This window comes from Limnofasciculus baicalensis BBK-W-15 (assembly GCF_024178385.1).
GTDB classification, from domain to species: domain Bacteria; phylum Cyanobacteriota; class Cyanobacteriia; order Cyanobacteriales; family Coleofasciculaceae; genus Limnofasciculus; species Limnofasciculus baicalensis.
The window spans coordinates 1-21010 of record NZ_JAMZMM010000063.1 but is presented as its reverse complement, the minus strand read 5'-3'; the positions used below and the strand labels follow the sequence as shown (position 1 = coordinate 21010).

Here is a 21010-nt window from a genome sequence, read left to right as displayed (position 1 = left end):
CCAGGAATCTACACCGAGTCGATCGTCGGCAGCGTCAGAAGTGTATAAGAGCCAGCCCTTGTCCCCCTTGTCTCCCACCTCAAATCTCCAACCTCCTTCATATAGACTAGAAGAGGGAGAGAGTAGGCGCAGGTGGTTGCGGGTTTGCTTGCAAGAGTGAATCTGAGGAAAGTCCGGACTCCCGAAAAACCAAACTTGCTGGATAACGCCCAGTGCAGGTGACTGTGAGGATAGTGCCACAGAAAGATACCGCCAGTTTGTTATTTGTTATTGGTAATTAGTTATTTGCAAACAACAAAGGACTAGTGACTAATGACAAAGGACAAATTTGGTAAGGGTGCAAAGGTGTGGTAAGAGCGCACCAGCAGCATCGAGAGGTGCTGGCTCGGTAAACCCCGGTTGGGTGCAAGGCCGAAGGGAGTACGGTTGGTTTTTTACCGCTCCCGCCAATTAGAGCCGCTTGAGGTGTCTGGTAACAGGCATCCCAGATAGATAACTACCCTTTAGGTTGGTAACAGCCTGGAGAACAGAATCCGGCTTATGTCCTACTCTCTCTTTTTTTTATGGTTAATGGTGCTAATTGTTATATAACCGACACAATATTTATATCTGAATGCTTTACCATGCCTCAAATACAAAATTACCGATAAATCCGGGCAGGGTGAAGCATTTGCGTAGTCAGACGATGGTGTTACCGATAACTCTGGGCGCAAATGCTTCACCCTCCCCTCACTATTGATTCCTTAACTGCCTTGTCTATTGCTATATATAAGTTTAATTTACCAGATCGAATTTCTACATTTCCCCTACCCTTGCGTAACGAGGATAGATTGCCAATGGTAGACTTACAGGCGTTATTGGATCGCGTGTATGACCGAGCGGGTTATGATATAGCAATAGACTATAGCAGTAATCCCGTATCATCTCTATCAGGAGAAGAGATGGATTGGCTAGATGGACAGTTACGAGAGAAAGGATTGAGGTAACAAATTGAAGGATGGCGATTGATTCCAGACGCAAGAAAGAACTACAAAAATTACTGCAAAAGCTAGGATTACCAGATAATGCAGAGGTGAATTTGTCTTTACTAGACTTGGCGCTGACTCACCCTAGTTTTTCTCCAGATGCCAATTACGAACAATTAGAATTTGTCGGTGATGCAGTGGTGCGGATTGCTGCTTCTGAGTTATTATTTGAAATCTATCCCGATGCCCCAGTGGGTGAATTTGCGGCGATTCGTTCTGTGTTGGTGAGCGATCGCATTTTGGCTGAGGTGGCTCAAGGTTATGGACTGGGGCGTTATTTGCTGGTTTCTCACAGTGCAGCCGCCGATCCTACGGGCTTGACTTCAAGGTTAGCCGATGCCTTTGAAGGTGTGTTAGGTGCATTATATCTCAGTACTCACACTCTAAAACTCGTCCGTCCTTGGTTAGATCCACACTTTAAAAAATTAGCAATAGAAATTCGCCAAGATCCCGCCCGCCAAAACTATAAAGATGCTCTCCAAGAATGGACTCAATCTCACTACAAACTTCTGCCCGACTATCGCATTACAGAAAATAGTCTTGTCCACGATGATACCGAACGCTTCACTGCTGAAGTATGGATTAAAGAAGAGAAATTGGGGCAAGGGAAAGGGCGTTCTAAAAAAGTAGCAGAACAAGCTGCTGCAAAACAGGCATTTACTAAGGTAATGGCTAATTAATTTAGGGACAAATTACAAGGGACAAATTATGAAAACGAAAATAGTTGTATTAGGAGCTGGGCGTTGGGGTACGCATTTAGTCAGGAATTTCTGGGAACACCCCGATGCGGAGCTTGTGGCGGTTGTCGATCCTTTTTTGGAACGTTTAACAACGCTGAAAAATAGATTAAATTTTAATAGTGATGTGGTTTTGGCTACTGATTGGGAATCGCTACGAGGTACTCTTGAAATAGATGCTGTTGTTATTGCGACACCAGCAGTAACTCATTATTCTTTAATTCAGGATGCTTTGGTGCGAGGTTACCATATTTTGGCAGAAAAACCTTTGACTCTGACAGCTAGAGAATCTCTGGAATTATGTCGCCTTGCTCAACAACAACAGCGACAACTTATGGTAGATCATACTTATTTATTTCATCCAGCCGTGACACGGGGAAAGGAGGTGGTAGAGTCAGAATGTTTGGGAGAATTGCATTATGGCTATGCAGCCCGTACTAATTTAGGTCCGGTGCGTCAAGATGTAGATGCAGTTTGGGATTTAGCGATTCACGATATTGCTATTTTTAATAACTGGTTGGGAGAATTACCAGTACAAGTGCAAGCTATTGGTAAGGTGTGGCTGCAAAAAGGTGAGGGGAAAGAAGACAGAGGTGAGAGAGATGAATATTATCCGTTACCTGCTCAAGGTTTGGCAGATTTTGTACGGGTTACTCTCACTTACCCTAGTGGCTTTTTGGCGGAGATTCACCTATGTTGGAGCAATCCTGATAAACAGCGACGTTTAGCAGTGGTGGGAAGTCGGGGAACTTTAATTTTTGATGAGATGCAGAGCGAGACTCCCCTAACAATTCAGCACGGATATTTTCAGCAAGAAGGGGAATTTTTTAATCCTGCGGGTATTCGCTGTGAAGTTATGGAAATTGAGAAAAAGGAACCTTTGGGGGTGGTTTGCGATCGCTTTCTTGCTAGTGTAAGATCTAATGAAGTCTCAACTGTATCTTCTGGCTGGGTTGGTGCTGATTTGGTACAGATTCTCAATTGTCTCTCTCAATCCTTGGCAGAGGGGGGGAAAGCGGTTACGATTCCACCTTCATCACCCTCCTGAATCATTTATCAGAAGTCATCATCCTCACATAATAAGTCTTTCCAAGAATGTAAATGATTCTTAATATTCACTTGCGCAGTTACAGAACGATTAGTTAATTTACATGATAAATAACGAAGCTATATGAAGGTTACTTAATTTACATGAGCAATAAGAAAAATCTACCATTGAGCGTACTAACATCGTAAATTAGTTCATCAGTAAGGGAGAGCCTAATTATGGCAACCATTAATGGTAGCAATTTTAATGATAACAATACCGTCAACGGTATTCCATTCATCTTTCGCCCTGCTCTGAATGGCATCATTGATTTCCCCTTTCTTGATTTGCCTGATACCATCAACGGATTCGACGGTAACGACATTCTTAATGCTCTTGGCACCAACGATATCCTCAATGGCGGTAATGGCAACGATAGCCTCAATGGCGGTAATGGCAACGATAGCCTCAATGGTGGATTAGGTGCCGACAAAATGAATGGTGGTGATGGCAGCGACACCTACATTGTGGATAACGTAGGCGATGTGGTGGGGGAAAACTTCAACGATGCTCTTGGTGGTGTAGATACGGTATTATCCTCGGTTAGCTATTCCCTTGCACCTGGTACAGTCTCTGGTGGACAAGGGTTTGGAATTGAGAACTTGACGCTGACGGGTTTTGCCAACATTAATGGTACTGGTAACGGCAATAACAACGTGATTACTGGTAACAGTGGCAACAACACTCTCAATGGTGGATTAGGTGCCGACACTCGTTTTTCGGTGAATCGAATCTATATTCTAATTTATTAATCTTTTGCCCGTTTTCCATTATTATCGGCATTGGATACCGAGGAGGGAATGGAATCAAGCGAGTTTTGACTACTGACAATTTTATCGCTGCTTTCCGATCTAAAATCGATAATTGGCAAAGTAATTTCAACAATCGAACCTTTGCCATTTCCCTCACTAAATAGGGTAATAGTACCATTCATCATTTCCATTAAATTTCGGGAAATAGCCAAACCAAGTCCAGTCCCCCCATATTTGCGAGTCGTTGTACCATCAACCATCACAAAAGGACGAAAAAGTTTAGACTGTTGAGCGGGATCAATACCAATTCCTGTATCTCTAACGGTAACAATTACGCAAGAGGAGCTATGTTCGATTCCTATTGGCAGGTTAGAGCTATTTTCCTGATTTTTATCTCTTATGGGTTCTATCCGTGTATTAATTGTAATGCTACCAGAATCAGTAAATTTAGTGGCATTGCCAACCACATTAATCAGGACTTGTTTAAGTTTAGCTGGATCTGCATAAATCGGAATCACTTCATGCAAGTCTTTGATATTAAACTCAATCCCTTTATTTTGAATAGGAACTTCCTGTAAATTAATCACTTCATCCAGGACTTTACGCAAATCGCATGGCTCAATTTCCACCGTTAGTTTACCTGATTCCATCTTGGCAATATCAAGAATATCATTAATAATTCCTAACAGGTGAAGAGCGGCATCATCTGCTCGCTGTAAAAAATCTATTTCTTCCTCTCTGTCATCGCAGAAGCCATCTTTTACCAGCCGGATACAGCCAATAATGCCATTAAGTGGTGTTCTTAATTCGTGGGAAGTGCTGGCGAGAAACTCATTCTTGAGTTTATTAGCTTCTTGGGCTTCTTTCCATGCAGTTTCAACTTCTTCCGCTCCCTTTTTAATGCGTTCGATCATCTCATCAAGAGCTTTAGATAATTCATTCAATTCCCGGATTTTAAAGTTTTGCGGAATACGATCTTTCGATTGAAGATCTGATTCATTGATGGCATAGTCTCTCAGTTTTTCTACAGGGAGTGCTATGTCGCGAGCAACGTAAAGTGTTACCAAAAAGCTGACTATCATTAAGCAGCAAGTTAGAATAAATAACACTTGCTGAATATCTTTCAAACCTGATAGGGCACTATCTAAACTAGTGACAGCTAAAATTGTCCATTTTTGGTTATCCTCGCTGGTAACTGGACTATCAATCGCAGTGTAACCAGCAATGAATTCTACACCATTTTTGTCAAAGGAGAAGAGATGTTGAAAATTTTGCCTACCTGCGATGGCATTTTTGACAGCAGATTCCAGTCTGGCTACATCTGCTTCCTGGGCAATATTTCTGCCTATACGTTCCTGTAGCGGATGAGCTAGGATAGTGCCATCCTGACTAATTACTACTGGATAGCCAACTAAGGAACCCGACTCCAATTTCTTGTGCTGGAGGAGATTTGATTGAATACTTAGAGCATATTTCAGTTGACCGACGTTATTATAAATCGGCGCACTAAAAAGTAATGTGAGTTGACTGTTAGATTTTGTTTGATGAACTTTGTCCGTCGCTGCGGCTGGTGATTTCTCTGGTAATACTGGTGTCACATAAACCTGAGAAGGCTCTAAGTCTAATTTACTTTTTTCCTGAGCTAACCAAGACGAACTCGCTGACTGACTCAAGGGTAATTGATATCCACAGGTACTCGCAACGATTTTTTTTGTCTGGATATCACTCAACTCTATGCAATCAATTTTGGTAGGTAATTGTTTGGCAAGTCGATTAATAAATTCTTGATAAGCTTCTGTTGACTGAGACTGTAGCACCACAGATTCACTTGCCGTCAATAGGTTAACTTTTAGCGCAGCAATTGATTGGTTAATATTCTCAGCTTTTGCCTCAGCACTTTCAGTGAGATTGTGGCGAGCAGTTTCCAAAAGAGTCGAACGTGCTTTTCTATAGGTAACGTAAACCCCTGTTAATAAAACTGGTACGCTTAGGAGTAACAGGCGGGAGAGTAGGATGCGACGAAAGGAGGATTGACCTGGATTAGCCATAGGGCATCTGGTAGTAATTGAAGGAGAAAGCCCAGTCGGGCTATTTAATCGTGTCGGCGATTGACTTGGTACTGAATTGACATCAGTGCTTGACTAGTTGAAAGAGGACATTAATATAGAATAACCTAGAGACCATTGAAAACTTTTGATAAACGAATAAATTTAACACCTTAAAGCCAATTCTGGCAATCAGTTTGGTTGGTGGATGCCCAAGAGAGGGTTTTACCTTGCCTCAATCAGCGGATTTAATGGCTGGTTGTTGACGGGGAATGTGATAATGGGGACTATTCCATCCTCTATCTTCAATGGCAAACTTTCAACAATGTTAAGACAAAGGTGACAGGTTTTCATGATAACAATCTTTAACTCCCCGTTAAATTATCGATGAATCTTGGCTTTTACAGCAATTTTTAGGTATCTGAGGTACAAAGAAACCCGGTTTCTGAGATGTACTTCATAAACCTGCAATCTGCTGTATTATCCCTACCTTGGAAACATCTCTAGTTTTATGCCTGAAGACGCTACCATCAATAGAATCCAGATGACAGTAGTCCTTGCCATGAGTGTAGATGGTAAGATTGCTGATGTAATGCGATCGCCTGCCCGCTTCTCCTCCAGTGCGGATCTAGCTCATTTGGAAAAACAAGTGGCTTTGGCTGACGGGGTTTTGTTCGGTGCGGGAACCCTCCGCGCCTATGGTACAACTCTAACTGTATCTAATCCCCAATTGTTAGAACTGAGAAGCCAACAAGGGATGACACCTCAACCCGTACAGATTGTTTGCTCTCATTCTGCTAAATTTGACCCTCAGTTACGTTTTTTTCGGCAACAGATTCCTCGCTGGTTACTAACTACGTCAGTTGGTGCTAAACAATGGCAAGAAAAACAGGATTCAGGAAGTAGTAGTTTTGAGCAAATTTTGGTCGTTCAATCCGATGGAGGTAGAATTGATTGGCACGATGCTTGCCAAAAACTAATGGAAATGGGCATCCAACGTTTAGCTGTATTAGGTGGCGGTGAATTAGTAGCATCTCTACTAGCTGTCGATTTAATTGATGAAGTCTGGTTAACGATTTGTCCCTTAATTTTAGGTGGTGCAACAGCACCAACTCCTGTAGGGGGTGAGGGATTTGTCGCACAATTAGCAAAGCATTTGGAATTATTGGAGGTAGAAAGAATTAACCAGGAAGTATTTCTCCACTATCGACGGCAACGAGATAAAACAACTCTCAATCAGTTATAGAAATTCTGGGTGATTCGTGAGATGTAGAGACGATAGATGTAATCTATTTTCACAAGGTTAATCTTACCAATCATTGAAGATTGTTATATAATAACCTCAAAGGAGGAAATCTAATGCAAATCACAATTCAACTCCCCGACGAACTAGAACAACACCTTGCCCGCTGCGCTAACCAACTCAATATTTCCCTGGAAAACTTTATCCTTGAATCTCTTGAGCAACTTACTCAAAGCAGTAAAACCAAAGTATCAGAGTGGTCAGATGCTATCCTATCTTATACAGGGACTCCAGACTTCCCAGCTTTTGAGCTTTACCGTGAGGATCTCCTCCCACCTCCTGAAATGGAGTTATTTTAATGCGCTACTTGCTCGACACTTGTGTCATTAGCGACTTTATCAAAGGAGAAGCTGCTACTCAACTCCGACTCAAACAAATACCACCCACCGACATCGCTATATCCGTTATCACGGTGATGGAATTGCGCTACGGATTGGTACTCAATCCCCAACGCGCCCAAAAAATTGAACCCATTATTAACAGCTTTCTCGCTTCCATTACCCTCCTTCCCTTCGGTATCCTAGAAGCTCAACAAGCTGCTCAGATTCGTAGTATCCTCAAATCTCAGGGACAGCCAATTGGTGCTTACGACGTACTCATTGCTACTACTGCACTTCAACATCATCTGATTATGGTAACTGCCAATAAGCGGGAATTTGACCGAATTCCTGGCTTGCAAACTGAAAACTGGCGACAGTCGTAGAAAATTATCGCTCTGGAGATACCGTAAAAAATCTAATGTTTCAACAACGTCAACTTGACTATTCCATAACTTGGGTTAACCGTATTGCCGATATTCCCCAAACTGAATGGGATACCTTCGCCCAACCTCTTAAAACACCATTTCTAGAATGGGAATGGTTGAATAATCTGGAAACTTCGGGAAGTGCTACACCTAAAACAGGATGGTTACCAAATCATCTGACAGTCTGGCGAAAACGACAACTAATTGCTGTTGCTCCTCTTTATATTAAAGGTCATAGTTATGGTGAATTTGTATTCGATCAACAGTGGGCAGATTTAGCCCACCGTTTGGGGATTCAATATTATCCCAAGTTATTAGGAATGACCCCTTTTACACCTGCTACTGGCTACCGATTCTTAATTGCACCGGGAGAAGATGAGGATGAGTTAACAGAAATAATGGTGGCGGCTATCGATCATTTTTGCGATAAGAATAACCTGAGCGGCTGTCACTTTTTATTTGTAGATCCGGAATGGCGAATTGTGATGGAACGCCACGGTTTTACTAGTTGGCTGCACCATAGCTATGTTTGGCAAAATAAAGGGTTTAATAATTTTGATGACTATCTCAGTGTTTTTAATGCTAATCAGCGCCGGAATATTAAAAGGGAAAGAAAAGCTGTAGTATCGACAGGTTTAAATCTAGAAATTAAGAGGGGGGATGATATTCCTAAATCATTCTTTCCGTTAATCTACAATTTTTATAGCAGCACCTGTGATAAGTTTATGTGGGGGAGTAAATATCTGACTCGGAAGTTTTTTGAGCAGTTATATCCCAATTATCGCGATCGCGTTTTATTAGTTGCCGCTTATCACGAGCAGAATCCTCAACATCCCGTCGGATTATCCTTTTGTATCAATAAAGGCGACCAACTATACGGTCGATATTGGGGCTGTTTGGCAGAATTTGATTGCCTCCATTTCGATACTTGCTACTATACACCGATTGAGTGGGCGATCGCAAATGGCATTCAGATGTTCGATCCTGGTGCAGGTGGGCAACATAAGAGACGGCGAGGGTTCCCCGCCGCACCTAACCACAGCCTCCACCGCTTTTACAATCAACGAATGACTCAGATTTTACGGCATTATATTGGGGAGATTAATGAGATGGAAGAAGAGGAGATTGATGCAATTAATCAGGATTTACCGTTTAGTAAGCGGGAGATTTCTATGGATAGTGAGGTTTAGTTGATAGCGCAATTCTGGATTGTAGCCCATCTCAATCAATTTTGCGATCGCAGTATCTGGACTAGTATAGCCGTCTAGGTGGATGCGGTTGAGGCAGACAACTACTAAAACATGGTGGTGTTTTGCTGATGTTAAGCGTTATTCAGTCATTTTGAGGCTCCTTTTCTGGACAAAAGTAGACTAAGATTGAGTCTGATTAGGTGTAGCATCACCAAAACAGTCACGCATATCAAGCATCGCGGAATATGACTCAAACAGCCGAATCCCTTAGTACAATTGATAACGAACTATCCAAGCGTCATATCGATCTCGATCCAGGCGGATATTTTCTGATCTATGTCGATGGAGATGGAGGACTAATTTGTGCTAAACATTTTACTAATGTAATCGACGATCGCGGTTTAGCCGTTAATCCCGATACAGGAGAAGTCATCCCCGCAAAAGGTAAAGTTGAACGAACCCACTCTACTGTATTTACAGGGAGAACAGCTAAGGAACTTTCCGTTAAGATTTTTGAAGAAACTCAACCCTGTCCGGTAACAATGCTAGATCATGCTGCTTATTTAGGAAGGGAGTTTGTCCGGGCTGAGTTTGCTTTAATTTCTGGAAAAGACTATATTCAAGACTAGTCAGTCCAGTTAAAATAGAACAGGTAAGAGGGAACTATTAATAGTCTAATCCCCTCTAACCTCTAACCTCTAACCTCCAGAATAACTCTGATAAAACCAGTAAGTCGCCATCGGGACAACTGTAGCCACAATCAATAAGACAACAACCCAGATGGTAGAATTTTTGGTATCAGTTTCTTCAGCAGTGGTAAAAGTACCAGCTACCTGAACCTTGTCTTCCACAACAGGAGGACCGGGATCGGGTTCGCCAGAAAGTACAGTAGCTAAACGGACACTAGCATCTAAAAATGCCTGATTGTACTTGTTATCCTCACGGAGAGGAACCATTACAGTTTCCGATGCTACACTATCAGCAATTTCGTCAGGCATAATTGACTTGACGGTTTCCCCTGTCACAATACCAGTGGTATTGGTGAGAGTATCAATAACCAGTAGGGTTTGATTGGCTTGGGCTTCCGGTGTCGGATACCATGTTTTAAACAATCCTTTGGCAAAGCTAGTCGCTGTCTCACCGTAGTCTAGGCGGCGAAACGTCACCAGCCTCACTTCATTACCAGTCTTTTTGGCTAACTCCTCCAAAGTATTACTCAATGCCCCTTCATTCAGGCGGCTGATGACTTCCGATTTGTCAATCACCCAAGTGGGTTCCCCCGCGCTGACGATAGGCATTTCATAGACACCAGTGGCGTAGGCGGGCGCAGCCAAAAATCCGCCAATCATCAGGAAGAAGAATAGCGATAGCGTTGCCCTGTGGCAAGCAGATTGCAGTAAGTGTGCCAAGGAATTGGATCTTTTGTATAGTCGATCGAAGATTCCTCTCATTTATTTTATTCCCTCTCAAGATTGCCTTTTTTCCCAAAATACTATATAAACCGAGACCAAACCTAAATTCTCAATAAATCAGGGTGTGGTAGGGTTCCCAGGGGAAGAGACGGAAACAGGGATGGTGGCAGACAAGAAGAAAGATGAAGTTTTATAAAGGTCAACCGTGATTCTGTAACGGGATAACCCCTTGATGCTTAAAATGTTATCCCAGGTAGACGATTTTGTAACAAAGGAACAAGTCTATGCGAAGATTGTTGGCTCTGCTTTTTGCCGTCACGATATGGTTTAGTTTCGTCAGCCCTGCTTCTGCCGATCTAGACAATCTTACCCCTTGCAGCGAATCGGCTGCTTTTCAGCAACGGGCTGCTGCAGCTCTCAATACTACTGGCGATCCCAACTCAGGAGCAAACCGATTTGCTCGTTATTCTGAGGCTTTGTGCGGAGAAGAAGGATTACCCCACTTGATTGTGGATGGTCGTTTGAGCCGCGCTGGTGACTTTTTGATTCCTAGTATTCTCTTTTTGTATATCACGGGCTGGATTGGTTGGGTTGGTCGTTCTTATCTCCAAGCCATCAAAAAAGGACCGGATGCAGAAGAAAAAGAAATCATCATCGATGTACCTTTGGCATTCAGCAAAATGCTCTTCGGCTTTGCATGGCCTCTAGCTGCTGTGCAAGAATACCTCTCTGGTAATATGTTTGCCAAAGATAACGAGATTACCGTATCACCTCGCTAGTTCTGATTTTTTAATTTGGGTATATTGGATTTAAAAGCTTAGGCGATAAATCCAATATCCAAGGTCGAAAATCGATTAACCTACAAACCCTTTTTAGGAGAAATATCGATGCAATATTTCGTCAAGTACCTCACCCTGGCTCCGGTTTTAATCGCGGGTTGGTTAACCTTTACAGCGGGAATTTTGATTGAGTTTAACCGCTTTTTCCCGGATCTGCTATTCCATCCCATGCCTTAGTGTGACACCTAATTTAATCTGAATTTCAGGGTGTTGATATCTTGCCAAGAATTAAACCCTCCTGACAATCAAGACTCTAATCTGAAAACCCCTGCCGTGAATGGTAGGGGTTTTCAATTGAGGGGGCTGGGGGGTTAGGTTTTTAGACTTTTGGATCGCAGCGAATTTCTATCATAAAGCCATCTGGATCGTAGAAATAAATCCCCCTTCCAGTAGGGCGAGTTACTGGACCATGGTCTATAATAATTTGATGCTGTTTTAAGACTTCAACTGCTCCATCAAATAACTCTGGCGCGATATCAAAAGCTAAGTGATTGGCGCGGGTAAATTGGCGGTAAGGATCGGGGTTAGGGGGTGATAATTCTGGTTCCCAAAATAAATCTAAAATAGTGCCATCTGGAGTAATAAAATTGGTCACTTTCCCAGCGGCTACTAACTCTTTTAATGTACTGGGAACTTCTTCTCCTGTAAGTTGATGGAGTCCAAGTATATCCCCGTAAAAGTGGCGCGATGCTTCCATGTCGCACACGTTTAAGGCGATATGGTGGACTCGACGTAGTTGTCCAGCGGTAAGGGTTGGTTTGATGGTGTTTGGGTGGGATATCATAATGGGTAATTTGGGCAAATATAAGATATTATCTTTTTAACATAGAGGTACAGAGGTGTCTTGATGATTAAACTCAAAAATCTGTTAGCGGCTGCGATTGTTTCTACGCTGGGATTTGCAACTCCAACTCAAGCAGGAAATCCTGAAGATGTTAAGCGGTTACTGGAAACTAAAGAATGTACGGGATGCGATCTCAAGAATGCTGATTTGAGGGGAGTAGATTTAAGTTTGGCTATTCTTGTTGATGCTAATCTCAGTGGTGCTAATCTCAGTGGTGCTAATCTGAGCCAAGCTGACTTGAGTAGAGCAAATTTGAGTGGTACTAATTTAAGTCGAGCAAATCTTCATAATGCTTACTTGACTAATGCTAATCTGGATCGGACTAATTTACTGGGAGCTTCACTGAGCGGCACGAGAGGAATACCAATATTAACTGTTACAGTAGCGCGATCGCAACCAGTATCTTCAAGGGCGGCAACACCTCTAATATTAGGAATACCAACATCGTCGAGATCTCAACCACTAGTGAGGTCAGCTCCCCCGCAATCAAGAAGACAAGTGCCCTTACTAGGGGAACCCGCCACACCAATCATTCTGCCAAGACAATTGCCAGAAGCCAGTATTCCACTACCAACCCCAATTCTCAATCGCCCGATACCATCTTCAACACCCACTATTGAGAGTCAATCCCCAATACCCAATCTTCAGATTGTTTTAATAGGAATGATTCAACTAGGAGATAATTCTGCTGCTTTATTTGAGATAGATGGTAATACTAAAAGAGTAAATGTGGGAGAACTTATTGGCACGAGTGAATGGACTTTAGTATCTGTCAAAGATGGCAAAATTGAGGTGAGTGGTTATGGTGAAGTTCTCTCTGTTTATACGGGACAAACAATACCAATCCCATCTAGAAAACCTCAATCTAACTAAAAAATTAATATTGCTCCGTAAATTGAACACGCCTACTGATTTCAGCAGGAATTTTTGCTTGAAATTTAAAGGAGCATTTCCAATTTCCTAATAAACACTTTCTATAAAATGGAGCAATTGTTTATGAAACTCATCAGTTGCTCGCATATAACAAGCATGGCCTGCATTTTGTAAAAGTATTTTACGAGCATTTGGCATCATTTCCAATAAAAGATCTGCTTGAGCTACTGGAACAATACCATCATTACTGCCCCAAATCGCTAGGGTAGGGAGTGTAATTCCTTGCAGTTGCTGGGAAAAGCCGGGAATACCTACGGGTGAAATAGGCACAAATCCGCTTAATTTTTCTGCATATTTAACGATAAAAGGCAGGCTGTATCCTCCACTCATAGAGGGAGACACTAAAATAGGTTTCTGTAAATTTAATTCCTGGATCAATTCTCGCAAAAATTCTGGATGAGAGGTGAATTTATTCTGGGAAGTGCCATATCCTGGGAGATCTATTGCCACCACTCGATAACTTTTTTCTGCTAGTAGTTTTAAACTACCTATTTCCTGCCAAGTCTGGGCGCTAAAACTTGCACCATGGAGAAAAAGTACAGATTTGGTTGCGGATTCTCCATCTTCCAGATAATGGATTTTTGCTCTTTGAATCTCTAAGTAATTAGATTTTATGTTATCGTTCATTTGTTGGTTATCGTTCATTTGTTGGTTATTGGTTATTGGTTATTGGTTATTGGTTATTGGTTATTGGTTATTGGTTGTTGGTTGTTGGTTGTTAGATGGCAATTGGCTCAGATACCCTTGTAGATTGTTATAGAGATGATAGATTATATTCAATGAATATCAATAAACAACAAATAACAAGCAACAGTTTGATTTTACTTTAAAGCGAGAATCTGTACAACTGCGATGGCTTTATCCGCCTATAGGGGTTAAAAAACCCGGTTTCTTGGAGAAACCGGGTTTTTGAGATCGGTGAATTGGTGTTGTCGCACTTTTTGACGATATTGTAAGGTATCCACGGTGTTAATAAGTGTAATATTTGCTACCTACAGCTTGATCATTTTTTCTATGATGGAAACAAATGGGGCCGATTTGATGTCAATACAATTAAATACATCATATCTTTACAAAACTATAGCATAATCGTCCTGATTTCCAGGAATTATTAAAGAATATGTATATAAAAAAGAACGGAATCATTCACTAATTATGACAGGAGAAAAATGAATAATAAAGTATTGAGTATGACTATGGCATTACCCATTGTATTTATCCAGGTATGTCAAAGTTTCACTAGTTATCAGGCTTCATCACTAAATACCTCACCTTTTTTCATCTTCAGTGGGAGGATAACTCAGATTACCTTTAACATTAAAGATAAATCGCCATTTCTTCTCGCGGCTAGGGATGACAAAAAAAAGGAATGTCGGTGGGTAGGAAGCTGTGATGATGAAGTGACTTCAAAATGAACATAACTTAGGGAGCCAAACTACATATAGTAGTAATGGTGCGTTAGCTCCGCATAACACACCCTACAGATATATCCTCTCCAATATTTATTCTTTCAGCGAGAAAAGAATAAATTAAAGTAACTCCCCTCGCCTCTTAGGAGAGGGGTTGGGGGAGAGGTGAGTTTTAGCTATTTGAAAGTAACTTCAAATAAACTACTTAGTAGTCATTGTATGAACCCCATCCCAAAAATCTGGAGGTGGATTATCCAGATAATTTTTTGAACGCTCCAAATGAATCATAATAGGTTGATCCCTCGGCTTTAATTGACGCGCCTCTTCAAAGTAGGTAATAGCCTGAGAAAAGTCCCGATTAATGTAAGCTTTGCGCCCTGCTGCGTAAAAATCCAAAGACTTTTGAGTGGCATCATTGAGGGGCATTTCAATTTCCCCAATCAACTCATAAATACTAACCGCTTGATTCTTGCCCTTCACTCTGATTTTATCTAACTCCCGGACGAAAATGCGATCGCGACACAAGTTATAGGTAAACTCACTCAAGATAATATCGCACCCATACTCTTTCGTCACACTTTCCAAACGAGCGCTGAGGTTGACTCCATCCCCAATTACGGTATAATCCATCCGTTTATGGGAACCAATATTACCAGATACCACCTCTCCGGAGCTAATCCCAATCCCAATATGAATTAGGGGTTGATGATTCAATAATCGCGGTTCATTAAACTCAGCCAAACGCCAGCGCATATCCAACGCTGATTTTACCGCCATCCAGCCATGATTTTCTTTCAAAGGTAGAGGTGCGCCAAACACCGCCATTAAAGCATCCCCAATAAATTTATCCAAAGTACCTTCATGATTGAAAACCGCCTCCACCATTGTTTCAAAATATTTATTCAGTAGAGAAACCACCTCAGATGCACCTAAATTTTCCGTCAGAGTCGTATAACCCCGGATATCAGAAAATAGAATAGTGACATCTTTTTTACTTCCCTCCATCAGGGCATCTTCACCCAACGCCAAAACCTGCTCGGCTACACCAGGAGTCATATAGCGATACATGGTAGTTTTGAGCCGTTTTTCCCGGCTAATATCTTCCAAAACCACCAAACCACCCCGCACCTTTCCTTGTGGATTAGTTAGAGGATTAACTGTTAAATTAATACTCCGTTCAATTTCCTGGATGGCATCCTTAGTCAGATAAGTTGAGGATTGTAAATTCCAAGATATTTCATTCCAAGGGATATAAATATTTGGATCGTCGCTCTTAGGAATAGCCAGAATATAGAGACTATTATCATCGCTAGACTGAGACTTAATTTCACCATTAAGCAATTCCTCCTTATCTCCCAATATCGTAGAAGAGGCATCCTGCCTGTTTCCCTCATTTACAACTCCAGTCACAGGATATTTCACCAACCCAACAGTCAAACTTTGCTCTGGCAAATAATACTTATTACCCGTAGTCAAACTCTCCTGCAAACGTCCTTTCAGACTATCAATCGGTACAACATCCCAGACATAACGACCGATGAGTTTACCCTCCCACAAGAGTCGATTTTTTCCATCAACTTGCTGGAGGGGAAAACCTAACAAGCCTAAAGCAGCATCATTAATAGTGACAATTCGCCCCTGCATATCTGTAGAAATTACCGCATCAGAAAGACTTTGCAATATATCTTTCTGGTATTGTTTTTCCAGGAGAACATTCTCAAAAAGTTTAGCATTTTCCAGAGCAATACCTGCCTGAATATTAAACGCCCGCATAAACTCTTCATCAGAATTAGTGAAGCTACCTTGGTTTTTATTAATTAGCTGAGTAACGCCAATTAAATGACCTTCGGAGTTAAACACAGGCATACAAAGGATATTCCTTGTCACATACCCTGTTCTTTGGTCAGTACTCGGATCGAATCGGGGATCTTTATAGGCATCTGGAATATTTAATAATTGACCAGTTGAGGCAACATAACCTGCAATGCCGCGATTAGCTGGAATGCGAATTTCCATGAAAGTTGCGCCATCTGCTGTCGCTACTTTACTCCAGAGTTCCCCCCTTTCTCTACTTAGCATAAATAGAGTAGATCGATCTGCCTGCATCAGTTCCCGGGCTTGATCCATTACTAGACGAAGTGTCGCTTCTAAGTCCAAACTTTGACCTAGATATTGCGTCGCTTTTAATAGTGCAGCCGCCCCTCGTTGATTGCGAGCAGCCATGTAAAAAGATTGGCAAGTTTCCAGAATAATCCCAATGGAATTGGCAATATCTCGGAAGCTTTCTTCGTCTTTAGTATCAAAGGGTACTTCCCCTGCTTTATTTAATAGCTGCACCACAGCAACTACCTTTTTACTGCTGTTGACAATCGGCAAGCACAAGAGGGATTTGGTACGATAACCAGGGCGCTCATCAACTTCTTGATTAAATAGTGAGTGGTTGTAAGCATCTGGAATATTTAAAGATTCGCCAGTTGTGGCAACATGGCCTACTAAACCAAGATTGAGGGGAATACGAATTTCTCTATCGGCGTTGGTATTATTTTGGGGTAGTTTTCCCCACAATTGACCTTTATCAGTGTCTACCAGAAAAATAGTGGTAAGATCTGCTTGGAGGATTTGACCAATTTTTACGGTAAAGGCATCCATCACTTGCTCTAGCATAGTTTCTAGAGCATCGTGGTTGATCATCTCCAACGCCCGCAAAAATTGCTGAAATTCGGCGGTGATGAAGTCTAACAAACAGATGAATTCGGGAAAGGATGCGTCTTTAACTTTGCTAGCTAAAACACTGGTGCGATTGAGTTGGGTTAATTGGGTGAGTGTAGCGAGAACACTACCCGTGTTGGAAAGTGTCATATTTGGTGGCTGTGAAACAGCTATACTTAGGATTTGGTCTGTAGATGCGCCGTTATATATATATTCTTTACTCCAGCGGAAGCTTCTGTTATTTAATTAGTCTAGCCGATCGATACTTTACAAAATTTTACATGGCTGGGTGAGGTTGAGCTAACGGGACTTAAACAAATTTCAAGCCCAAATAAAGCTCAAATTCTCTTGATAAGCTGAGAATACGTCCCAATTTTGTTTCAACTCAGATCTTGCACCAGTTTCAGTAACGGTAGGGTGGGCACTCCCCACTAACGTAATCATCAGCTTTTCAACTTCTCTAGGGGGGAGTGCCCACCCTCTGCCACATTGCAGAAGAAGGAGAATTCCAATACTGGAATACCAGAATACTCTGTCCACTTTGACTTCCTACTTAGTCTAGCTTCGCCATCCAAGTCAGGAGTGTGAGTTGCACCTGTGGTTCATTTCGATACCCCTCTTCTGTCACTTTCCGGGTATTATTAATCAAGGAGTTAGAAAATAAAAATGCTAGGATGGAGGTAGAACAATGGATGTAGAACTACAAATCCTCAAACATCTAGCCAGAGATCCAGATTCGACAGTCTCGGTGATAGACAAATATTGTGCCGAGTATAAAAACTTTCCTAATTCTAACTTGTTGCGGGGATTTAATAATCTAATTAGTGCAATTAATCAATTTCAACCATTTTATTCTTCTGGATAATCTGTCTAATTTCTTATTTCTTGAATCCGGAGAGTGACAGAAGAGGGATAGAAATAGAAAATGAGGCAGAATGATTCTGAATCGATTCCCCACTCCCCATCCTCCCCTCCCCATTTCAAGCAGCAGATGACATAGACTGAGAAAAAACCACTGATTTGTAATAATTTTCCAACTGACGGGTAGCCGCAGCCCAACTCCACCTTTCTGCTTCTGCCCTAGCATTTTGCCGCAGAGTTTCCCGCTCTGCTTTTTGCTCGAAGAGATGCACTGTTGCCGCGATCGCGCCTTCTTCATCTGTAGGATCGAACATGTAACCATTGACCCCATCTGTAACGATATCAGGAATTCCTCCAGATCGGGCGGCGACTACCGGGCAACCTGCTGCCATTGCTTCCAATAACACTAATCCCAATGTTTCTGTCCGCGAAGGAAAAATAAAGGCATCAGCAGAAGCATAAGCTGCCCCCAATTCTTTCCCTTTGAGATACCCGACAAAATTAGTCGGAGTTCCAGCAAAATGTTTTTCTAGATTACTACGATTGGGACCATCACCCACTAATGCTAAACGAGCGCCGGGGATGGCTGCCATTACGGGCTTAATTCGTTCGATTTCTTTTTCTGCCCCCAGTCGCCCGACATAAAGGAGCAAGGGGCTTTCTGGGTGTCCCTGGGAAAGATGCGATCGCATTTTAACAGATGCTAAGTCTGGGTGAAATGTCTCGGTATCTACACCCCTTTGCCATAAGTCTAATCTTTCTACCCCATGCCCTCTCAATTCCTCTACCATTACCGTTGAGGTGCATAAATTGAGCTGTGCTTGATTATGAACTACCTTAATTAATTCCCACAAGACAGGTTCGAGAATGCCTAACCCATAATGATGGAGATACTGAGGTAAATGAGTATGGTAAGACGCGATAGTGGGAATTTGCTGTGCCTTGGCATAATATAGTCCTCCCAAACCCAATACTGCTGGATTTACTACATGAACTAAATCTGGCTTAAATTTCTCTAAAGCTTTGCCAATAGTTGGGCGTGGCAGGGCTAATTTAAGTTCTGGATATAGGGGTAATGGGAAAGCCGAAACACCGTAAATTTTAGCGCCTTTATATTCTTTTAGTCCACCATCAGGACAGAAAACCAGCACCTGATTGCCGTTACGCTGCAAATGTTCTACTGTGTGGCGCAGGCGCGTCACGATGCCATCAACTTTGGGTAAAAATGTTTCAGTAAATAAGGCTATCCGCATAAAGGGGGAAGAGAGTTTTGAGTTTTGAGTTTTGAGTTTTGAGTTTTAATTCAAAACTGAGAACTATTACGGGGGATGGGGAAGAGAGTTTTGAGTTTTGAGTTTTAATTCAAAACTGAGAACTATTTCGGGGAATGGCGAGTCTGACTTTAGCTGAATTGATGCTTTAAGATTGTTTGTCAGGCAGGGTACAAATACCATGAATGCCAATAGCAGTAATTACCCCACCTAACAATACACCAATCCCTTCAGCGAAACAATTTATTCTATGTCTATTTTCCCCTGCTTGGGCAATTGACAAGTCACGTATAGTTGAGGATGGAGATCGAGCTAGTTGCTGATATTGTCTGTGGCTAGCATCTAGTGCTGTCCAATCTGGGAATAAGAAAAATCCACTTATAGCAGCAGCAACGAAACCGGGTATAACAACAAGAAATAATAGAATAATTTGTCGTTGTTTCACTCCATTAATTCCTCATGTATTGTTATTAGTTGTTAGTTGTTTGTTATTAGTTGTTTGTTGTTTGTTGTTCTTTATACCCAATAACCAATAACCAATAACCAATAACTAACAACTAACAACCAATAACCAACAACCAATAACTATCTTCTCCAAGAAACCTTGGGTAAGATTTGCTCTTTGTCCGCACGATCCTTATACTTTTGGGCAAAATTGAGTAAAGAATCAAGCAGAGAATCAGACAAATAGTGAGGTTCTAAACCTAAACTCAAGAGACTAGTGTTTTTTGCATAGAAATAGTGTTGTTCTAGCTCAACCCTGGGATTGTCGATATTATTGATTGCGACATCAAGTCCCATTTTTATCCCCGCCTTCTGTACCATTTCCGCTAAATCGCCAATACTGAAAAGTTCAGTAAACTGATTAAAGACGCGGAATTTACCGGGATCTGCGGGATTTGCGATCGCAATTTCCATACATCGAACCGTATCCCGAATATCCAAAAATCCGCGAGTTTGTCCGCCTTTCCCGTATACAGTTAAAGGATAACCGATGGCGGCTTGAATGCAGAAACGGTTGAGGGCTGTACCAAATACGCCATCATAGTCTAGGCGGTTAATTAGCATCTCATCCATGCCAGTTTCTTCTGTCAGGACACCATAAACAACCCCCTGATTCAAGTCTGTAGCCCGTAAGCCCCAAACTCTGCAAGCAAAGTGAATATTATGGCTGTCATGGACTTTACTAAGGTGGTAGAAACTTCCTGGCTGTTTGGGATAGGGTAAAGTATCTTTCCGCCCGTTGTGTTCGATAGTGATGTAGCCTTCTTCGATATCAATATTAGGCGTACCATATTCGCCCATCGTCCCCAGCTTAACCAAATGGCAATCTGGGAAATCTTGTCGCATAGCATACAATATGTTGAGCGTGCCTACGACATTATTGACTTGAGTCAGGACAGCATGTTCGCGATCGATCATCGAGAAAGGAGCCGATCGTTGTTCGCCAAAGTGTACAATTGCCTCCGGTTCGCACTTGTGGAGTGCTTTAATCAGGAAATCGTAATCGGTGATGTCGCCAATAAACAAGTCGATAGATTTACCAGTGAGATCTCGCCATCGCTGAATACGCTGCTGAATCGAAGCGATGGGAGTCAGTGTTTCCGCACCGAGTTGGACATCCCAGTAGCGGCGCACCAGGTTATCGATAATGCTGACTTCATATCCTCTGTTAGAAAGATGGAGCGCGGTAGCCCAACCACAATAGCCATCGCCCCCAATCACCACAACTTTCATACTTGAACCAAAAATTTTGCTTGCCGATACTGGCTAAATGTATCAGGTTTCGGGTACTCTCACACCACTATCCTGAAATTGACAACCCGATTGATTGGGGGAGTGGGGAGT

The 21010-nt window shown here is 42.0% G+C and carries 22 protein-coding genes and 1 other RNA gene; 15 read left to right on the top strand and 8 right to left on the bottom strand.

Annotation, left to right across the window (positions count from 1 at the left end; all coding sequences use genetic code 11):
- Positions 1–119: 119 nt before the first annotated feature.
- The 5 genes from rnpB (at position 120) to NJ959_RS08885 (ending at position 3601) form a co-directional block, all read left to right on the top strand.
- An RNA gene (gene rnpB, locus NJ959_RS08905) (RNase P RNA component class A) lies at positions 120–556 on the top strand.
- 157 nt (positions 557–713) lie between these two features.
- A complete protein-coding gene (locus tag NJ959_RS08900; protein WP_254011399.1) occupies positions 714–986 on the top strand; it encodes a DUF4058 family protein in 273 nt (90 codons plus the stop codon).
- 11 nt (positions 987–997) lie between these two features.
- Positions 998–1705, top strand: a complete 708-nt coding sequence (gene rnc, locus NJ959_RS08895; RefSeq protein WP_254011398.1) for a ribonuclease III — start codon at positions 998–1000, stop codon at positions 1703–1705.
- A gap of 28 nt (positions 1706–1733) precedes the next feature.
- Positions 1734–2810, top strand: a complete 1077-nt coding sequence (locus tag NJ959_RS08890; RefSeq protein WP_254011397.1) for a Gfo/Idh/MocA family protein — start codon at positions 1734–1736, stop codon at positions 2808–2810.
- A gap of 218 nt (positions 2811–3028) precedes the next feature.
- The gene (locus NJ959_RS08885) at positions 3029–3601 is read left to right on the top strand and encodes a calcium-binding protein (protein ID WP_254011396.1); all 573 of its coding nucleotides are present in this window, start codon (positions 3029–3031) and stop codon (positions 3599–3601) included.
- On the opposite strand, the gene NJ959_RS08880 is transcribed toward NJ959_RS08885, so the two are convergent.
- A complete protein-coding gene (locus NJ959_RS08880) occupies positions 3598–5649 on the bottom strand; it encodes an ATP-binding protein (protein WP_254011395.1) in 2052 nt (683 codons plus the stop codon). The two genes, NJ959_RS08885 and NJ959_RS08880, sit on opposite strands and share 4 nt — an antisense overlap.
- Before the next feature lie 541 nt (positions 5650–6190).
- Between NJ959_RS08880 and NJ959_RS08875 the strand changes: the two genes are divergently transcribed.
- The 5 genes from NJ959_RS08875 to NJ959_RS08855 all read left to right on the top strand — a co-directional run bounded on the left by NJ959_RS08875 (position 6191) and on the right by NJ959_RS08855 (position 9513).
- Positions 6191–6892 carry a RibD family protein gene (locus tag NJ959_RS08875; RefSeq protein WP_254011394.1) on the top strand — a complete coding sequence of 234 codons (702 nt, stop codon included), beginning with the start codon at positions 6191–6193 and terminating at the stop codon, positions 6890–6892.
- Between the two features lie 113 nt (positions 6893–7005).
- A complete protein-coding gene (locus NJ959_RS08870) occupies positions 7006–7248 on the top strand; it encodes a YlcI/YnfO family protein (RefSeq protein ID WP_254011393.1) in 243 nt (80 codons plus the stop codon).
- Positions 7248–7652, top strand: a complete 405-nt coding sequence (locus tag NJ959_RS08865) for a type II toxin-antitoxin system VapC family toxin (RefSeq protein WP_254011392.1) — start codon at positions 7248–7250, stop codon at positions 7650–7652. Before NJ959_RS08870 ends, NJ959_RS08865 begins: the two co-directional genes overlap by 1 nt.
- Positions 7653–7687: 35 nt before the next feature.
- Positions 7688–8884: a GNAT family N-acetyltransferase gene (locus NJ959_RS08860; protein ID WP_254011391.1), complete on the top strand. Its 1197-nt coding sequence runs from the start codon at positions 7688–7690 to the stop codon at positions 8882–8884.
- Between the two features lie 245 nt (positions 8885–9129).
- Complete coding sequence (locus NJ959_RS08855) at positions 9130–9513, top strand: DUF4346 domain-containing protein (RefSeq protein ID WP_254011390.1); 384 nt, start codon at positions 9130–9132, stop codon at positions 9511–9513.
- Positions 9514–9582: 69 nt separating this feature from the next.
- Here NJ959_RS08855 and psb32 read toward each other — a convergent pair whose 3' ends face one another.
- On the bottom strand, positions 9583–10335 hold the full coding sequence (gene psb32 / locus NJ959_RS08850; RefSeq protein ID WP_373693631.1) for a photosystem II repair protein Psb32: 753 nt from the start codon (positions 10333–10335) through the stop codon (positions 9583–9585).
- Between the two features lie 245 nt (positions 10336–10580).
- Here psb32 and NJ959_RS08845 point away from each other — a divergent pair, with 245 nt between their 5' ends.
- Entirely contained in the window at positions 10581–11075 is a 495-nt protein-coding gene (locus NJ959_RS08845; RefSeq protein WP_254011389.1) for a Photosystem I reaction center subunit III, read from the top strand.
- A 108-nt stretch (positions 11076–11183) separates the two neighbouring features.
- Complete coding sequence (psaJ, locus tag NJ959_RS08840; RefSeq protein WP_254011388.1) at positions 11184–11312, top strand: photosystem I reaction center subunit IX; 129 nt, start codon at positions 11184–11186, stop codon at positions 11310–11312.
- 142 nt (positions 11313–11454) lie between these two features.
- Here psaJ and NJ959_RS08835 read toward each other — a convergent pair whose 3' ends face one another.
- Positions 11455–11919 carry a VOC family protein gene (locus NJ959_RS08835; protein ID WP_254011387.1) on the bottom strand — a complete coding sequence of 155 codons (465 nt, stop codon included), beginning with the start codon at positions 11917–11919 and terminating at the stop codon, positions 11455–11457.
- A gap of 63 nt (positions 11920–11982) precedes the next feature.
- On the opposite strand from NJ959_RS08835, the gene NJ959_RS08830 reads away from it, so the two are divergent.
- The gene (locus NJ959_RS08830; RefSeq protein WP_254011386.1) at positions 11983–12852 is read left to right on the top strand and encodes a pentapeptide repeat-containing protein; all 870 of its coding nucleotides are present in this window, start codon (positions 11983–11985) and stop codon (positions 12850–12852) included.
- A gap of 87 nt (positions 12853–12939) precedes the next feature.
- Here the strand turns inward: NJ959_RS08830 and NJ959_RS08825 are convergent, their stop codons facing one another.
- Positions 12940–13557 (bottom strand): alpha/beta fold hydrolase, encoded by a 618-nt coding sequence (locus NJ959_RS08825; protein ID WP_254011385.1) that lies wholly within the window; start codon positions 13555–13557, stop codon positions 12940–12942.
- A 524-nt stretch (positions 13558–14081) separates the two neighbouring features.
- Here NJ959_RS08825 and NJ959_RS08820 point away from each other — a divergent pair.
- Positions 14082–14327 carry a hypothetical protein gene (locus NJ959_RS08820; RefSeq protein WP_254011384.1) on the top strand — a complete coding sequence of 82 codons (246 nt, stop codon included), beginning with the start codon at positions 14082–14084 and terminating at the stop codon, positions 14325–14327.
- Between the two features lie 195 nt (positions 14328–14522).
- Here the strand turns inward: NJ959_RS08820 and NJ959_RS08815 are convergent, their stop codons facing one another.
- The gene (locus tag NJ959_RS08815) at positions 14523–17180 is read right to left on the bottom strand and encodes a GAF domain-containing protein (RefSeq protein ID WP_254011383.1); all 2658 of its coding nucleotides are present in this window, start codon (positions 17178–17180) and stop codon (positions 14523–14525) included.
- A gap of 538 nt (positions 17181–17718) precedes the next feature.
- On the opposite strand from NJ959_RS08815, the gene NJ959_RS08810 reads away from it, so the two are divergent.
- A complete protein-coding gene (locus NJ959_RS08810; RefSeq protein ID WP_254011401.1) occupies positions 17719–17895 on the top strand; it encodes a hypothetical protein in 177 nt (58 codons plus the stop codon).
- Positions 17896–18010: 115 nt separating this feature from the next.
- Here the strand turns inward: NJ959_RS08810 and NJ959_RS08805 are convergent, their stop codons facing one another.
- From NJ959_RS08805 to NJ959_RS08795, 3 genes are all read right to left on the bottom strand, one after another.
- Positions 18011–19144: a glycosyltransferase family 4 protein gene (locus tag NJ959_RS08805; protein ID WP_254011382.1), complete on the bottom strand. Its 1134-nt coding sequence runs from the start codon at positions 19142–19144 to the stop codon at positions 18011–18013.
- A 166-nt stretch (positions 19145–19310) separates the two neighbouring features.
- The gene (locus NJ959_RS08800) at positions 19311–19607 is read right to left on the bottom strand and encodes a hypothetical protein (protein ID WP_254011381.1); all 297 of its coding nucleotides are present in this window, start codon (positions 19605–19607) and stop codon (positions 19311–19313) included.
- A 140-nt stretch (positions 19608–19747) separates the two neighbouring features.
- A complete protein-coding gene (locus NJ959_RS08795) occupies positions 19748–20899 on the bottom strand; it encodes an NAD-dependent epimerase/dehydratase family protein (protein WP_254011380.1) in 1152 nt (383 codons plus the stop codon).
- Positions 20900–21010: the final 111 nt, after the last annotated feature.

Bases quoted from the DNA above. Each gene is read 5' to 3' on its own strand.
- NJ959_RS08845 (WP_254011389.1), top strand. From the start codon at position 10,581: ATGCGAAGATTGTTGGCTCTGCTTTTTGCCGTCACGATATGGTTTAGT.
- NJ959_RS08875 (WP_254011394.1), top strand. From the start codon at position 6,191: ATGACAGTAGTCCTTGCCATGAGTGTAGATGGTAAGATTGCTGATGTA.
- NJ959_RS08880 (WP_254011395.1), bottom strand. From the start codon at position 5,649: ATGGCTAATCCAGGTCAATCCTCCTTTCGTCGCATCCTACTCTCCCGC.
- psb32 (WP_373693631.1), bottom strand. From the start codon at position 10,335: ATGAGAGGAATCTTCGATCGACTATACAAAAGATCCAATTCCTTGGCA.
- NJ959_RS08865 (WP_254011392.1), top strand. From the start codon at position 7,248: ATGCGCTACTTGCTCGACACTTGTGTCATTAGCGACTTTATCAAAGGA.
- NJ959_RS08890 (WP_254011397.1), top strand. From the start codon at position 1,734: ATGAAAACGAAAATAGTTGTATTAGGAGCTGGGCGTTGGGGTACGCAT.
- NJ959_RS08815 (WP_254011383.1), bottom strand. From the start codon at position 17,180: ATGACACTTTCCAACACGGGTAGTGTTCTCGCTACACTCACCCAATTA.
- psaJ (WP_254011388.1), top strand. From the start codon at position 11,184: ATGCAATATTTCGTCAAGTACCTCACCCTGGCTCCGGTTTTAATCGCG.
- rnc (WP_254011398.1), top strand. From the start codon at position 998: ATGGCGATTGATTCCAGACGCAAGAAAGAACTACAAAAATTACTGCAA.
- NJ959_RS08900 (WP_254011399.1), top strand. From the start codon at position 714: ATGCTTCACCCTCCCCTCACTATTGATTCCTTAACTGCCTTGTCTATT.
- NJ959_RS08885 (WP_254011396.1), top strand. From the start codon at position 3,029: ATGGCAACCATTAATGGTAGCAATTTTAATGATAACAATACCGTCAAC.
- NJ959_RS08870 (WP_254011393.1), top strand. From the start codon at position 7,006: ATGCAAATCACAATTCAACTCCCCGACGAACTAGAACAACACCTTGCC.
- NJ959_RS08860 (WP_254011391.1), top strand. From the start codon at position 7,688: ATGTTTCAACAACGTCAACTTGACTATTCCATAACTTGGGTTAACCGT.
- NJ959_RS08805 (WP_254011382.1), bottom strand. From the start codon at position 19,144: ATGCGGATAGCCTTATTTACTGAAACATTTTTACCCAAAGTTGATGGC.
- NJ959_RS08795 (WP_254011380.1), bottom strand. From the start codon at position 20,899: ATGAAAGTTGTGGTGATTGGGGGCGATGGCTATTGTGGTTGGGCTACC.
- NJ959_RS08820 (WP_254011384.1), top strand. From the start codon at position 14,082: ATGAATAATAAAGTATTGAGTATGACTATGGCATTACCCATTGTATTT.
- NJ959_RS08830 (WP_254011386.1), top strand. From the start codon at position 11,983: ATGATTAAACTCAAAAATCTGTTAGCGGCTGCGATTGTTTCTACGCTG.
- NJ959_RS08825 (WP_254011385.1), bottom strand. From the start codon at position 13,557: ATGAACGATAACCAACAAATGAACGATAACATAAAATCTAATTACTTA.
- NJ959_RS08810 (WP_254011401.1), top strand. From the start codon at position 17,719: ATGGATGTAGAACTACAAATCCTCAAACATCTAGCCAGAGATCCAGAT.
- NJ959_RS08855 (WP_254011390.1), top strand. From the start codon at position 9,130: ATGACTCAAACAGCCGAATCCCTTAGTACAATTGATAACGAACTATCC.
- NJ959_RS08835 (WP_254011387.1), bottom strand. From the start codon at position 11,919: ATGATATCCCACCCAAACACCATCAAACCAACCCTTACCGCTGGACAA.